This window comes from Pseudarthrobacter chlorophenolicus A6, assembly GCF_000022025.1.
GTDB lineage: Bacteria > Actinomycetota > Actinomycetes > Actinomycetales > Micrococcaceae > Arthrobacter > Arthrobacter chlorophenolicus.
Map to the genome: position 1 here is coordinate 1,637,761 of NC_011886.1, position 13,237 is coordinate 1,650,997.

Below are 13,237 nucleotides of genomic sequence, written 5' to 3' on the forward strand. Positions count from 1 at the left end.
CAGGAGAAACTGCATGACCGCAGCCCCTCAGCCCAGCGCGAATACTTCACCACATTCCACCGAACGGCACTATTCTGGAAATGCCGAAACTTCAAAGGAGACCATGACCAGCCAGCCCAACACCGGATCCGATCCAGCAGCCCAGGATATGAGCCCAGCGGAAATCCAAGCTGTTATCGACAGGATCCTCGCCAAGGACGTACCGGCCGGCTCCAGGACGTCCGAGGGCGCCGGCGACGCGAAGGCGGTCCTCGGCAAAGCCCAGGCCATCTCCCACCTGGACGCCGAGCACTCCGAATACGACGGCGACCAGCAGGACCTTGAGGAGCGGCGCGCCCTGCGCCGCACGGCAGGCCTGTCCACCGAGCTCGAAGACGTCACCGAAGTCGAATACCGCCAGCTGCGGCTGGAGCGCGTGGTCCTTGCCGGGCTTTGGTCCGAAGGCACCCTGGCCGACGCCGAGAACTCCCTGCGGGAGCTCGCAGCCCTGGCCGAGACCGCCGGCTCGGAAGTCCTGGACGGCCTCGTGCAGCGCCGTGCCAAGCCGGACCCCGGCACGTTCCTGGGCTCGGGCAAGGCGCAGGAGCTCAAGGACATCGTCATGTCCACGGGAGCGGACACAGTGGTGGTCGACGCCGAGCTGGCCCCTTCCCAGCGACGCGGGCTGGAAGACATCGTCAAGGTCAAGGTCATCGACCGCACCGGGCTCATCCTGGACATCTTCGCCCAGCATGCGAAGAGCCGCGAAGGCAAGGCCCAGGTTGAGCTGGCGCAGCTCGAGTACCTGCTTCCGCGCCTGCGCGGCTGGGGCGAGTCGATGTCCCGCCAGGCAGGCGGCCAGGTGGGCGGCGCCGCCGCCGGCATGGGTTCGCGCGGTCCCGGTGAGACGAAGATCGAACTGGACCGGCGCCGGATCCGTACCCGGATGGCCAAGCTGCGGCGCGAAATCGCCGCGATGAAGCCTGCCCGGGAAACCAAGCGCGCCAACCGTCGTCGTAATGAAGTGCCGTCCGTGGCGATCGCGGGCTACACAAACGCCGGTAAGTCGTCCCTGCTCAACCGGCTGACCGATGCAGGGGTGCTGGTGGAGAACGCCCTGTTCGCCACGCTGGACCCCACCATCCGCAAGGCCGAGACCTCCGACGGCCTGGGCTACACCCTGGCCGACACCGTGGGCTTCGTCCGGTCCCTCCCCACCCAGCTGGTGGAGGCCTTCCGGTCCACCCTGGAGGAAGTGGCCGACTCCGACCTCATCCTGCATGTGGTGGACGCGTCCCACCCGGATCCCGAGGGCCAGATCGCCGCTGTGCGGAAGGTGTTCGGCGAGGTCGACGCACGCAAGATCCCGGAGATCATTGTCCTGAACAAGGCTGACGCCGCTGATCCCTTCGTGGTGGAGCGGCTGAAGCAGCGTGAACCGCGCCATGTGGTGGTTTCTGCGCGCACCGGCGAGGGAATCGCGGAACTGCTCAAGACCATCAGTGATTCGATTCCGCGCCCCGGCGTCCAGCTGGAGCTGCTCATCCCGTACAACCGCGGCGACTTGATCAGCAAGCTGCATGACTCCGACGCGGAGATCATCAGCATGGACCATGTCGAGGCCGGAACCCGGGCGGTGGTGAAGGTCCGTGAGGGCCTGGCCGCCGAGCTGGAATCCTTCGCCGTCAATGCCTGAGGCTGTGGCAACTGAATCCAAGGAAACGGCCGGCGGGCAGCTTGTCATCGAGCTGCTCGACCGGGCCGTTTCCGCCATGGGCGGCCAAAGCCGCTCCGGGCAGCATGAGATGGCGCGCCAGGTGGCACAGGCCATCGAATCCGGCAACCACCTCCTGGTGCAGGCCGGGACCGGTACCGGGAAGTCGCTGGCGTACCTGATCCCGCTGATCGCCCATGCCCTTGAAAGCAACAAGCCGGCGCTGGTGTCCACGGCCACCCTGGCGCTGCAGACGCAGATTGTGGGCAGGGACCTGCCCCGGCTCCTCAAAGCCATCACCCCGGCCCTCGACCGGCCCGTCAAGGTGGCGCTGGTCAAAGGCCGTTCCAATTACGTGTGCCGGCACAAGCTGGAAGGCGGGTTCCCCTCCGAAGAACCCTCCGAAGGGCAGCTCTTCTCCCTCGGTGAGGACACAGCCGTGCCGCACTTCGCCGCAGCCGCCGGCGGGCCGCAGTCCCAGCTCGGAAAGGAAGTGGTCCGGCTCCGGGAATGGGCCGAGAAAACCTCCACAGGAGACCGGGACGAACTCCTTCCCGGCGTGACGGACCGGGCCTGGAAACAGGTCTCGGTAACCTCCATGGAGTGCCTGGGCTCCCAGAAATGCCCCCTGGCCGAGGAATGCTTCAGCGAGCTTGCCCGCCAGGACGCCGCCGAGGCCGACGTCGTGGTGACCAACCATGCCATGCTTGCGGTCAGCGCGTTCGAGGGGCTTGCGGTGCTGCCCGAGTACGACGTCGTGGTGGTGGATGAGGCCCACGAGCTGCAGGACCGGGTCACCGGTGCCGTGTCCGGCCAGCTGTCCGTCGCGATGGTCCATGCCGCTGCCTCAGGCGCCCGTAAACACACGGCCATCACCGTGGACGCGCTCAATGCCGCCGCGGCGAACCTGGAGCTGGCCCTGGCTGGGGCGCCAAACGGGCTGCTTCCCAACGGACTGAACGACGAACAGCTCGACTGCGTGGACCAGCTGCGCGAAGCCTGCAGGGCGGCGCTGTCAGATTCCAAGGGCGACAGCAGCAACACGGCCGACGGCGGCAGGCAGCTTGCGCGTTCACGCCTGATGCTCATCCTCGAGCTCTCCGAGCGGCTTTTGGCGGCCAGGGAGAACCGCGAGGTCGTATGGATCTCGCGCGCCGGAACCTTTGATCCGGGCCAGGGCTATTCCCACCCTGACGACAGTGCTCCGGCGCTGGTCAACATTGCGCCGTTGTCCGTAGCCGGAAGGCTGCGTGAGGGCCTTTTTGCCGGGCATACAGTGGTCCTGACGTCCGCAACCCTGGCCATCGGCTCTGCATTTGAGCCCGCGGCCGGGGGATTGGGCCTGGTGGGCGAAGGGGCGCCGGCCTGGACCGGGATCGACGTCGGCTCGCCGTTCGACTATCCCAAGCAGGGCATCCTCTACGTGGCCGGGCACCTGCCCAAGCCGGGCCGTGGCGCGTCGCCGGAATCACTGGCGGAGCTGGAGGCCCTCATCCGCGCCTCGAACGGCGGGGCGCTGTGCCTGTTCTCCTCACGGCGGGCAGCCGAAGAGGCGGCCGAAGCGCTCCGGCCCAAGCTGGGCATGACGGTCCTGTGCCAGGGCGATTCCACCATGACGGCACTCGTCAAGCAGTTCGCCGATGAACCGGACACGTGCCTGTTCGGCACCATGTCGCTTTGGCAGGGCGTTGACGTCCCCGGAGTTTCCTGCCGGCTGGTGGTCATCGACCGGATCCCCTTCCCACGCCCGGATGATCCCCTCATGACGGCCCGTTCCCGGGCTGTGGCTCAGGCAGGCGGCAACGGCTTCATGTCCGTCTCGGCGACGCATGCCGCCATCCGGCTGGCACAGGGCGCCGGCAGGCTGATCCGTTCCACCGGCGACAGAGGAGTGGTGGCGGTCCTCGATTCCCGCCTGGCCACGGAACGCTATGCCGGGTTCCTTCGCGGCGCCCTTCCGCCTTTCTGGGCTACGACGGACCGCACGACGGCGATCGCGGCCTTGGAGCGGCTGTCCGGGGAAACGCCGTAGGCGCCACAGGAAATACCAACAAGGAAGGCGCCGTTCCGGAGAACGGCGCCTTCTGTTGTTGGCCGGGCTGCTGCGGCCTGTTGATGGCCGGCGGCCCCTTCACAGCGACCGGAGGACCGAAACCACTTTGCCCATGATGGTGGCATGGTCGCCAAGGATCGGTTCGTACTGCGTGTTCTGGGGCAGCAGCCACGTGTGGCCGTCGCGCTGGCGGAACGTCTTGACCGTGGCTTCGTCGTCCAGGAGGGCCGCGACGATGTCGCCGTTCGCGGCGTCGGCCTGGCGCCGGACCACCACCCAGTCGCCGTCGCAGATGGCGGCGTCCACCATGGAATCACCGGCCACCTTCAGCATGAAGAGTTCGCCCTGGCCCACCAGCTGGCGGGGGAGTGGCATCACGTCCTCCACCACCTGGTCCGCCAGGATGGGGCCGCCGGCGGCAATGCGGCCCACGAGGGGCACCATGGCCGTGTCCAGCGCGGTGGGCAATTCGGTGACGGACGCCGTGATCCCCGGGGCGGCCGCCGCCGCAGGTTCCGCTGCCTGCCTGGCGGTCCTGCCGGTTGCGCCGCCGTCCAGGGTCAGCGGCATCAGGACCTCCATGGCCCGGGGCCGCTTCGGATCGCGCCGGAGGTAGCCCAGCTTTTCCAGCTGCGAGAGCTGGTGGGTGACGCTCGAGAGGCTCGCCAGCCCCACGGTGTCCCCAATCTCGCGCATGGACGGCGGGTAACCGTTGACGTTGACCGAACGCTGGATGGTCTCGAGGATTTTTTTCTGCCTCGGCGTCAGGCCTTTTGTTGTCTTCTTCGGCTGCGAGGTCGCCCTGCCCCCGGTGGCTGCTGCTGCCATGTTCGCCGTTGCCTTTCGGTTGCCACCGGGCGTTCAACTGCTCCGGACTGAGTGTTCCCCGTCAATGTCAGACCCTGCTGATCAACTTCAGGAGTGGATGTTCCTGCCTCCAAACGTAGGTCAGCCATATTGCTTTTTCAAACATTTGTTCTAGCGAGTCTCGACATTGTTCGTCCATAGGTGCTAAAACTGAATCAAGCAGTATTCGAACATGTGTTCTAACCAGGCAGGCAGCCATTCGAACACGGAGCCGGTCAGGCAGCACCTTGGGGCGGCACCAGCAGGCAACACCAACAGACGCAGTACGGTCCAGGAGGGCTTAGGTCATGTCAGCTACATCCGCTTTCAGGTCACACGGTTTCGACGTTCACGGCAACGGCGCCCGGGGTAAGCAGGCGGTGCGGGAAGGTCGTGTGGCGGTCCAGCGGAATTCGGCCAGCGGACACCGCAGCCAGGCGCCGCTGCCACCGCTGCGCCTCACGCGGCGGGGCAAGGTGGTCCTGATCGGGATTCCCCTGGTGCTGCTGGCGGCGCTCCTGCTCTCACTGGCTGGCTTCTTCAACTCCCCGGCCAAGGCTTCCGACTCCGCTGCGGACCTCTCCGTGACCCCCACCGTCACGGTGACTGTGCAGCCAGGTGAGTCGCTGTGGGGGATCGCCGCCGACCTCGCACCGGAGCGTGACGCCAGGGACGTCGTGGCGGATATTGTGCAGCTCAACAACCTGTCCGCCGGGAAGATTCTCCCGGGACAGCAGCTGTTCATTCCCACGCGCTAAACCTGATGCGCGCCACACCTTCCCGGCTGAATCAGCGTCCAGATAAGAAGGTGTGCTGCCTGAGGCCCATACCCGACCGAGGCGGGGGCGAACCGTCACATTTTCGGGCGACCGCACCTCCCACTAAACTGTTCAGGTGAATGACCAGCTTGATCGCCTGAACCGGCTTCCCCTCCGCAGCAACCTCCGTGGCATTACGCCCTACGGTGCTCCGCAGCTGGATGTCCCCATCCTCCTCAACGTCAACGAGAACACCCATGGGGTCCCGGCCGACGTCACAGCGGCCATCACGAAGGCCGTTGCGGAAGCTGCCGCCGGCCTGAACCGCTACCCGGACCGGGAGTTCACCGAGCTCCGCAAGGCCCTTGCCGAGTACTTGGGCCACGGCCTGGATGAGGCCAACGTGTGGGCAGCCAACGGCTCCAATGAAGTGCTCCAGCAGATCCTGCAGGCATTCGGCGGTCCGGGCCGCACGGCACTTGGCTTCCCGCCCACGTATTCCATGTACCCCCTGCTGGCCAGCGGCACCGACACCGGATACATCAAGGGCGAGCGTGAGGACGGATACGGCCTCAGCGCCGAATCGGCCGCCCGCCAGGTCCGGGAACTGAAGCCCAACATCGTTTTCCTGTGCTCCCCGAACAACCCCACCGGCACCGGCCTTGGCCTGGACGTGGTGGAAGCTGTCTACGACGCCGGCGCCGAAAGCCAGGCCATCGTGATCGTGGATGAGGCCTACCACGAGTTCGCCCACGACGGCACGCCCAGCGCCCTGACGCTGCTGCCCGGCCGTGAGCGGTTGATCGTTTCCCGCACCATGAGCAAAGCGTTCGCACTGGCCGGCGCCCGGCTGGGATACATGGCCGCCGCCCCGGAAGTCACGGACGCACTGCGCCTGGTCCGTCTCCCGTACCACCTGTCGGCCATCACCCAGGCAACCGCCCTGGCGGCCCTGCAGCACCGCGAAGCCCTTATGGCGGACGTCGAGGACATCAAGAAGCAGCGCGACCGGATCGTGTCCGAGCTGACCCGCATGGGCCTCAAGCCGGCGGCATCCGACTCCAACTACGTGTTCTTCGGCGGACTCGAGAATCCCCACCAGGTCTGGCAGGGACTGCTGGACGCGGGTGTGCTGATCCGCGACGTCGGCATCCCGGGGCACCTGCGGGTCACTGCCGGCACTGAGACTGAAACCACAGCGTTCCTCACCTCCCTGGAAAGCATCCTTGCCAGCCAGCCGGCCCTTCCCGCCTAGACTTGAAGAACCGGCGCTGGACGCCCTGACCATCCCTTCCTGCCACAAAGGACACCTGACCATGACTTCCACCGGATCGAACGCGGCCGCAGCCCGGACCGCACGCATGGAGCGTGCCACCAGTGAGTCGTCCGTGCTCGTGGAAATCAACCTTGACGGTACCGGCGTCTCGGACATCGACACGTCCGTGCCGTTTTACGACCACATGCTCACGGCACTGTGCAAGCACTCGCTGATCGACATGACGGTCAAGGCCACCGGGGACACTCACATCGACGTCCACCACACCGTGGAGGACGTCGCCATCACCTTCGGCGAGGTGCTGCGGACCGCCCTCGGCAACAAGGCGGGCATCCGCCGGTTCGGGGAAGCCACCGTTCCGCTGGACGAAGCCCTGGCCAACGCTGTGGTGGACGTCTCCGGCCGCCCCTACCTGGTTCACGGCGGCGAGCCCGCCGGCCAGGAATACCACCTGATCGGCGGCCACTTCACTGGTTCCCTTACCCGCCACGTGTTTGAGGCCATCACCCTGCACGCCGGTATCTGCCTGCACATGAACGTCATCGCCGGACGGGACCCGCACCACATTGTGGAAGCACAGTTCAAGGCGTTCGCCCGTGCGCTGCGGGCCGCCGTCGAACCCGATCCGCGGGTTGAGGGCATCCCGTCCACCAAGGGTGCCCTGTGAGCGGCCAGATCCTGAAGGACGGGGCCATCATCGACCCCTCCGCGTCACGCAAACCCGCATCCCCGGAGGGAAAGCCCACCGTGACAGTGCTGGACTACGGTTCCGGCAACGTCCGGTCTGCCGTGCGCGCCCTCGAGCGCGCCGGTGCAGAGGTCATCCTCAGCGCCAAGCCCGAGGATGTCCTGAACGCGGACGGCTTGGTGGTTCCCGGCGTCGGCGCCTTCGAGACGGTCATGCGCGAGCTCAAAGCCGTGGATGGCATCAGGCTCATCGGCCGCCGGGTGGCCGGCGGACGCCCCGTCCTGGGGATCTGCGTGGGCCTCCAGGTACTTTTCGAGGCCGGTGTGGAGCATGGCACCGAGGCTGAGGGCATCGGCGAATGGCCCGGAAAGGTCGAGCTGCTGCCGGCCGACGTTGTTCCGCACATGGGCTGGAACACCGTCCAGGTGCCGGAGGGTTCAAAGCTCTTCGCCGGAGTGGAAGGTGAGCGGTTCTACTTCGTCCATTCCTACGGCGTGCAGGAATGGAACTTCGACGTCATCCAGCCGCGGATGGCACCTCCGCTGGTGACCTGGTCCGAACACGGCGCGCCCTTTATCGCCGCCGTCGAAAACGGGCCTCTCTGCGCCACGCAGTTCCACCCTGAGAAGTCAGGCGATGCCGGTGCCCGGCTGCTGCACAACTGGGTGGACGCGCTGCGCCGGCCCACGGAAACCGGCAGCGGCGACCCTACCGGCGGCGCCTGAATGTGGTCCATCGTCCTGATGGGACTGGCCGGCCTCTTAGTAGGCGGTGCCCTGTCCTTCCGGCAGCAGCACAAGCCCCTGTGGACCCAGGTTTCGTTCTACGTCCTGGCAGCCATGTCCCTGCTCGCCGCCTACCTGCTGACCCTCAGCTGACTGGCAGCCCGGCCACCGAGTCCGGCCACTGACGCTCCCCGGCACTGTGCCGGCAGCCCAACACTCCACCCCCAACACCAAGGATGAAGATGACCACCGCAAACGATCTGCCGGTACTTGAACTGCTGCCCGCCGTCGACGTCGTCAACGGCCAGGCCGTGCGGCTGGTCCAGGGTGAGGCCGGCAGTGAAACCAGTTACGGAACCCCGCTGGAAGCTGCGCTGAACTGGCAGCAGCAGGGTGCCGAATGGGTGCACCTCGTGGACCTGGACGCAGCATTCGGCCGCGGCTCCAACGCCGAACTCCTCCGCGAGGTGGTGGGGAAGCTGGACATCAAAGTGGAACTCTCCGGCGGACTCCGCGACGACGAAACCCTCGAAGCTGCCCTTGGCCTCGGCGTGGCCCGCGTAAACCTCGGCACCGCTGCACTGGAAAACCCGGAGTGGACGCGCCGGGCCATCGAGCGCTTCGGCGACAGGATCGCCGTGGGACTCGACGTGCGCGGAACCACCCTGGCCGGCCGGGGCTGGACCAAGGAAGGTGGGGACCTCTGGGATGTCCTGGCCCGCCTTGAGGATGCAGGCTGCTCACGTTACGTGGTCACCGACGTGACCAAGGACGGCACCCTGCAGGGGCCAAACGTTGAACTGCTGCGCCAGATGGTGGAAAAGACCGGCAAACCCGTCATCGCCTCCGGTGGCATCTCGAGCCTCGATGACCTCAAGGTCCTGAGGTCCCTGGTCCCGCTGGGCGTTGAAGGTGCGATCGTCGGCAAGGCCCTCTACGCCGGCGCCTTCACCCTGCCCGAAGCCCTCGACGTGGCCGGCCGCCGCTAGGCTGCCGGAAGCCGACGCGATGGCCAGCAACGAACCAGGCGCCCCCGCACCCCGCCACCTTCCCGGCCACATCGCCGCGGCGCTGGCAGGAGCCGGTGGCGAAACCGACTCCGCGGGCCAGCCCTGGGCGGGCCGGAGCCTCGCCGGCGACGACGCGAAGATCCACAATTTCGAGGACGACGACGGTTCGGCCAACGCGGGCTACCGCGCCGCCGTCGCGGGGTTGCGTGAGGGAACCGGCGACGAAGCCGCCGTGGTGGCATCCCTGGCCACGGCACGTGTGTTCATTCCCATCGTGGCGCAGCTGGCGGAAGAGGCGGAGTCCGGCCACGGCCTGCATGCCGACAAGCAGGCAGACATGGCGCTCGTGACGCTCAAAGCCGCCGACGGCAGGACCGCGCTGCCGGCCTTCACATCAACGGATGCCCTGGCTGCCTGGCATCCCGATGCCCGGCCGGTGGCCGTCTACGCCGCACGCGCTGCGCTGTCGGCCGTGGCGGAGGGTGCCGAGCTCGTTGTCCTGGACCCGGGTGCAGATGTCACCTTCGTGGTCCGCCGGCCGGCCGTGTGGGCGCTGGCGCAGCAGAAACCCTGGCTGCCCTCCTACGCCGACGAAGAACTGGCAGCCGAGATGGGTGCGGCCGCCGCTGCGTTCCCTGCTGTCCGCCGGATCGGGCTCCTGCCCGGCAGGGGAGTGGCAGCCCGCGCAGCAGACGGGACCGTACTGGCCGGCGGCGGCGCCGGACCCGAACTGCAGGTGGTGCTCTACCTCGAGGACGGACTGGACGCCGCAGGCGTACAGCAGCTGGTGGCCGCGCTCCAGGCCGAGTGGTCCCGGAATGTATTGTTTGGGGAGCGGGTCGATTCGCTCGAGGTCAAGCTGCGGCGCGCCACAGGCTAGTTGTCAGGAGCGGGGCCGCCCCGGGTTCCTGGGGCATACGTAAGGAACCTTTTTCGTGAACTTCGCGCTGTACCGGGAATTGCTGGCCGTCCGGCCCATCCGGAGGCTTCTGCTGGTGGGCATGGTTGCCCGCATTCCACATTCTGCGGCGGGCGTGCTGCTGACCCTGCACATCGTCCTTACCCTCGGGCAAGGATACGCTGCCGCCGGCGCTGCAGCCGCCGTGATGACGATCGGTATTGCTGTTGGTGCACCCTGGCGCGGGCGCCGCGTGGACACCGTCGGCCTCCGCCGTGCCCTGGTCCCGTCCGTCATCTCCGAAGCGGTCATCTGGTCCATCGTCCCGCACGTGTCCTACCAGTGGCTTCTGCCGCTGGTGTTCGTCGGCGGCCTGCTGACCCTGCCTATCTTCAGTGTGGTGCGCCAGTCCCTCGGTGTCCTGGCCGAGGGCAAGCAGAGGCGCACCGCTTTTGCCCTGGATGCCATCAGCACCGAGATGGTGTTCATGATTGGGCCCGCGGCCGGCGCCGTGGTGGCAACGAGCGGGCATACGACGGCGGGCCTCACCGTGGTGGGTCTGTCCACCTCCATGGCTGGGCTGTTCCTGATCTGGTTCAACCCACCCACCCGCAGCCCGGACCAAACCGAGGAATGCATCGAGGACGAGCAGCACGCGGCCGAAGTCGCGGTGGTTTCGGCTGCACCCGCCCATCTGCAGGAAGCCGCGGCGGAGCTGCTGCCGGCCGGGGCGGAACGTGCCCCGGGTGTCAGGGGCAGGGTGGCGCACAGCTTCTCTTGGTTTACGCCTGCAGTTGGCGCAGTCTTCGCCGTTGCCGCGGGTGCCGGCATGGTTCTCAGCGGCAGTGACGTGGGCATCGTGGCGGCCCTGGAGATCGGCGGGCACCAGGGCGAGATCGGGATTGTGTTCCTCTTCTGGTGTGCTGCATCCGTGGTGGGCGGACTGGTCTACGGCGCCATGCACCGGCCTGTCCCGCCCATCCTGCTGCTGCTGGGCATGGCCGCGTTCACCATTCCCATGGGTTTCGCCTCCGGAACCTGGACGCTCGCCCTGCTGTCCATCCTGCCCGGGCTCCTGTGCGCACCGGTGCTCTCCGCCGCCTCTGAGAAAGTTGCGGACCTGGTGTCCGAAGAGCGCCGGGGCGAAGCGATGGGCTGGTACGGTTCCGCGCTGACCGCAGGGGTGGCCCTGGGGTCACCACTGGCGGGGGTCTTCATTGACAGCACTGGCCCCTCCGGCGGTTTCGTGTCGGTCGGGGTGGCCGGTGTCATCCTCTGCCTCGCGGGGCTGCTCCTGCAGCAGCGCCGGCGGCGCCAGGTCAAGGCCTGACCGGACAACCCCTGTGTAACTTTGGGGCCGGCGGGACGGGCACCACCATTTCGAAAGCCCGCCGACCTGCCTAACGTCCGGCGGCGCAGGTTCTTAAAGCGCGACGGCGGGACGACCACTTAAAGGTCGTCCCGCCGTCGCGCGCTGTGTGGGGAAGTGCCGGACTAGTTGACTGCGCCCGTGAACTTTTCGCCCGGACCCTTGCCCGGAGCATCCGGGATCAGCGACTCTTCACGGAAGGCCAGCTGCAGGGAGCGGAGGCCGTCGCGCAAGGGACCTGCATGCTGGGATCCGATTTCAGGGGCGGCGGCCGTCACCAGCCCGGCCAGGGCGGTGATGAGTTTGCGGGCCTCGTCCAGGTCCTTCAGCTCGGCGGCGTTCTCTTCTGCGGCCAGGCCGAGCTTGACGGCGGCGGCGGACATCAGGTGGACGGCCGCGGTGGTGATGACCTCGATGGCCGGAACTTCAGAGATGTCCCGGACCTGCTGGGAGACGTCGGCGGAGTTGCCGGCGCTGTCCTGGGCAGGCTCGAAAACGTATGAATTACTGTCTGGGGTGCTCATACTGGTAAGCTTGACACAGACCGACTGAATGTCGTTATTTCAGAGATTGCCCTCACAGGCCAGGTTCCCACCAGTGCTTTTCGGCGCTGACGGGAATTTTCTCTGTAGAATGGCATGCAGTTTGCAAGCGGAGTTCTCTCCCACCCGCGTCAGCCGCTGTTCCGGTGTTCCGTCAGGATCCCGTGGAACGCAAGGTTGCCGGGTACACGGTTGGGCATTGGTCCGGCAATTCGCCGAACCAGTGCATGCAGGCCCGTCCCGGGCCGGCAGCACCAACCCGATCTGAGGCCTTCGATTGCTCCGGCAATTGGGGGCCTTCTCTATTTGCCGGGACACAACAACAAAAACAGGAGCTTTAACATTAGCGAGCCAAGAATCAATGAGCGTATCCGCGTCCCCGAGGTGCGGCTGGTCGGCCCTGCAGGTGAACAGGTAGGAATCGTCCGTATTGAGGATGCCCTGCGTCTGGCTGCCGAGTCCGACCTTGATCTCGTTGAAGTTGCACCTCAGGCGAAGCCTCCGGTGTGCAAGCTGATGGACTTCGGCAAGTACAAGTACGAAGCCGCGGTCAAGGCACGCGAAGCCCGGAAGAACCAGACGAACACCGTTCTGAAGGAAATCCGCTTCCGCCTGAAGATCGACACCCACGACTACGAGACCAAGCGCGGGCACGCACTGCGCTTCCTCGGTGCCGGTGACAAGGTCAAGGCCATGATCCAGTTCCGCGGCCGCGAGCAGCAGCGTCCGGAAATGGGTATCCGCCTGCTCCAGCGCTTCGCCGACGACGTCGCCGAAGTGGGAGTTGTCGAGTCCAGCCCCCGCATCGACGGCCGCAACATGGTCATGGTCGTGGGTCCGCTCAAGAACAAGGCTGAGGCCAAGGCCGAAGCACGCCGTGCGACGCAGCGCGCCGAAGCCAAGGCCGAGAATGAAGCCAAGGCCGCGGGCCGGGTAGACACGTCCGGCAAGGATCAGGCTCCCATGACCCAGTCGCTGGCGGATCTGCTGCCCGAGGGCTTCACTGTCTCCACTGAGGCTGAAGCTCCGGCCGAGGCTGAGCAGGTAACTGCGGAAGCACCCGAAGCGTCCGTTGCCGAGGCTCCGGCCAAGGCAGCCGAAGCTGCGCCGAAGGAGGAAGCTCCCAAGCAGGAGGCTCCCAAGCAGGAAGCGCCGAAGGCTGCGGCCCCGGCGCCCAAGCAGGAGGCTCCCAAGCAGGAGGCTCCCAAGCTGGAAGCCCCCAAGGCTGCAACCCCGGCGCCCAAGCCGGTGGCGGCTCCCAAGCCCGCCGCTGTTCCGGCTCCGCCGAAGCCGGTGGCCAGGCCCGCTGCACCGAAGCCTGCCGCACGTCCTGCCCCCAAGGCAGCACCGAAGCCGTCGGGTAAGAAGACCACTTAGTC

The 13,237-nt window shown here is 66.8% G+C and carries 13 protein-coding genes; 11 read left to right on the forward strand and 2 right to left on the reverse strand.

Translation table 11 applies throughout. The features are described from left to right. The first annotated feature begins 103 nt into the window (after positions 1–103). A complete protein-coding gene (hflX, locus tag ACHL_RS07390; RefSeq protein WP_043793870.1) occupies positions 104–1,675 on the forward strand; it encodes a GTPase HflX in 1,572 nt (523 codons plus the stop codon). Continuing rightward, complete coding sequence (locus ACHL_RS07395) at positions 1,668–3,725, forward strand: ATP-dependent DNA helicase (protein ID WP_015936680.1); 2,058 nt, start codon at positions 1,668–1,670, stop codon at positions 3,723–3,725. Before hflX ends, ACHL_RS07395 begins: the two co-directional genes overlap by 8 nt. A 99-nt stretch (positions 3,726–3,824) precedes the next feature. Here ACHL_RS07395 and lexA read toward each other — a convergent pair whose 3' ends face one another. Then, positions 3,825–4,574, reverse strand: coding sequence for a transcriptional repressor LexA (gene lexA, locus ACHL_RS07400; protein WP_015936681.1), 750 nt, complete (start codon positions 4,572–4,574; stop codon positions 3,825–3,827). Between the two features lie 326 nt (positions 4,575–4,900). Here lexA and ACHL_RS07405 point away from each other — a divergent pair, with 326 nt between their 5' ends. From ACHL_RS07405 to ACHL_RS07435, 8 genes are all read left to right on the forward strand, one after another. Next, positions 4,901–5,350, forward strand: a complete 450-nt coding sequence (locus ACHL_RS07405; protein WP_015936682.1) for a LysM peptidoglycan-binding domain-containing protein — start codon at positions 4,901–4,903, stop codon at positions 5,348–5,350. 136 nt (positions 5,351–5,486) lie between these two features. After that, positions 5,487–6,605, forward strand: a complete 1,119-nt coding sequence (locus ACHL_RS07410) for a histidinol-phosphate transaminase (RefSeq protein ID WP_015936683.1) — start codon at positions 5,487–5,489, stop codon at positions 6,603–6,605. Between the two features lie 61 nt (positions 6,606–6,666). After that, a complete protein-coding gene (gene hisB, locus ACHL_RS07415) occupies positions 6,667–7,293 on the forward strand; it encodes an imidazoleglycerol-phosphate dehydratase HisB (RefSeq protein WP_015936684.1) in 627 nt (208 codons plus the stop codon). Next, the gene (gene hisH / locus ACHL_RS07420) at positions 7,290–8,039 is read left to right on the forward strand and encodes an imidazole glycerol phosphate synthase subunit HisH (protein ID WP_015936685.1); all 750 of its coding nucleotides are present in this window, start codon (positions 7,290–7,292) and stop codon (positions 8,037–8,039) included. The genes hisB and hisH overlap by 4 nt, the downstream gene beginning before the upstream one ends. Further along, complete coding sequence (locus ACHL_RS24460; protein WP_015936686.1) at positions 8,040–8,192, forward strand: hypothetical protein; 153 nt, start codon at positions 8,040–8,042, stop codon at positions 8,190–8,192. It begins immediately after the preceding gene. Between the two features lie 89 nt (positions 8,193–8,281). Then, positions 8,282–9,028, forward strand: coding sequence for a bifunctional 1-(5-phosphoribosyl)-5-((5-phosphoribosylamino)methylideneamino)imidazole-4-carboxamide isomerase/phosphoribosylanthranilate isomerase PriA (gene priA / locus ACHL_RS07425; RefSeq protein WP_015936687.1), 747 nt, complete (start codon positions 8,282–8,284; stop codon positions 9,026–9,028). Between the two features lie 19 nt (positions 9,029–9,047). Next, the gene (locus ACHL_RS07430) at positions 9,048–9,929 is read left to right on the forward strand and encodes an SseB family protein (RefSeq protein ID WP_015936688.1); all 882 of its coding nucleotides are present in this window, start codon (positions 9,048–9,050) and stop codon (positions 9,927–9,929) included. A gap of 55 nt (positions 9,930–9,984) precedes the next feature. After that, positions 9,985–11,277 (forward strand): MFS transporter, encoded by a 1,293-nt coding sequence (locus ACHL_RS07435; protein ID WP_015936689.1) that lies wholly within the window; start codon positions 9,985–9,987, stop codon positions 11,275–11,277. Between the two features lie 164 nt (positions 11,278–11,441). On the opposite strand, the gene ACHL_RS07440 is transcribed toward ACHL_RS07435, so the two are convergent. Further along, positions 11,442–11,840: a DUF1844 domain-containing protein gene (locus ACHL_RS07440; RefSeq protein ID WP_015936690.1), complete on the reverse strand. Its 399-nt coding sequence runs from the start codon at positions 11,838–11,840 to the stop codon at positions 11,442–11,444. 402 nt (positions 11,841–12,242) lie between these two features. Between ACHL_RS07440 and infC the strand changes: the two genes are divergently transcribed. Then, entirely contained in the window at positions 12,243–13,235 is a 993-nt protein-coding gene (gene infC / locus ACHL_RS07445) for a translation initiation factor IF-3 (protein ID WP_043793871.1), read from the forward strand. Positions 13,236–13,237 lie beyond the last annotated feature (2 nt).

Excerpts from the sequence above, each read along its gene's own strand:
- hflX (WP_043793870.1), top strand. The coding sequence starts at position 104 with ATGACCAGCCAGCCCAACACCGGATCCGATCCAGCAGCCCAGGATATG.
- ACHL_RS07395 (WP_015936680.1), top strand. The coding sequence starts at position 1,668 with ATGCCTGAGGCTGTGGCAACTGAATCCAAGGAAACGGCCGGCGGGCAG.
- lexA (WP_015936681.1), bottom strand. The coding sequence starts at position 4,574 with ATGGCAGCAGCAGCCACCGGGGGCAGGGCGACCTCGCAGCCGAAGAAG.
- ACHL_RS07405 (WP_015936682.1), top strand. The coding sequence starts at position 4,901 with ATGTCAGCTACATCCGCTTTCAGGTCACACGGTTTCGACGTTCACGGC.
- hisB (WP_015936684.1), top strand. The coding sequence starts at position 6,667 with ATGACTTCCACCGGATCGAACGCGGCCGCAGCCCGGACCGCACGCATG.
- ACHL_RS24460 (WP_015936686.1), top strand. The coding sequence starts at position 8,040 with ATGTGGTCCATCGTCCTGATGGGACTGGCCGGCCTCTTAGTAGGCGGT.
- priA (WP_015936687.1), top strand. The coding sequence starts at position 8,282 with ATGACCACCGCAAACGATCTGCCGGTACTTGAACTGCTGCCCGCCGTC.
- ACHL_RS07430 (WP_015936688.1), top strand. The coding sequence starts at position 9,048 with ATGGCCAGCAACGAACCAGGCGCCCCCGCACCCCGCCACCTTCCCGGC.
- ACHL_RS07440 (WP_015936690.1), bottom strand. The coding sequence starts at position 11,840 with ATGAGCACCCCAGACAGTAATTCATACGTTTTCGAGCCTGCCCAGGAC.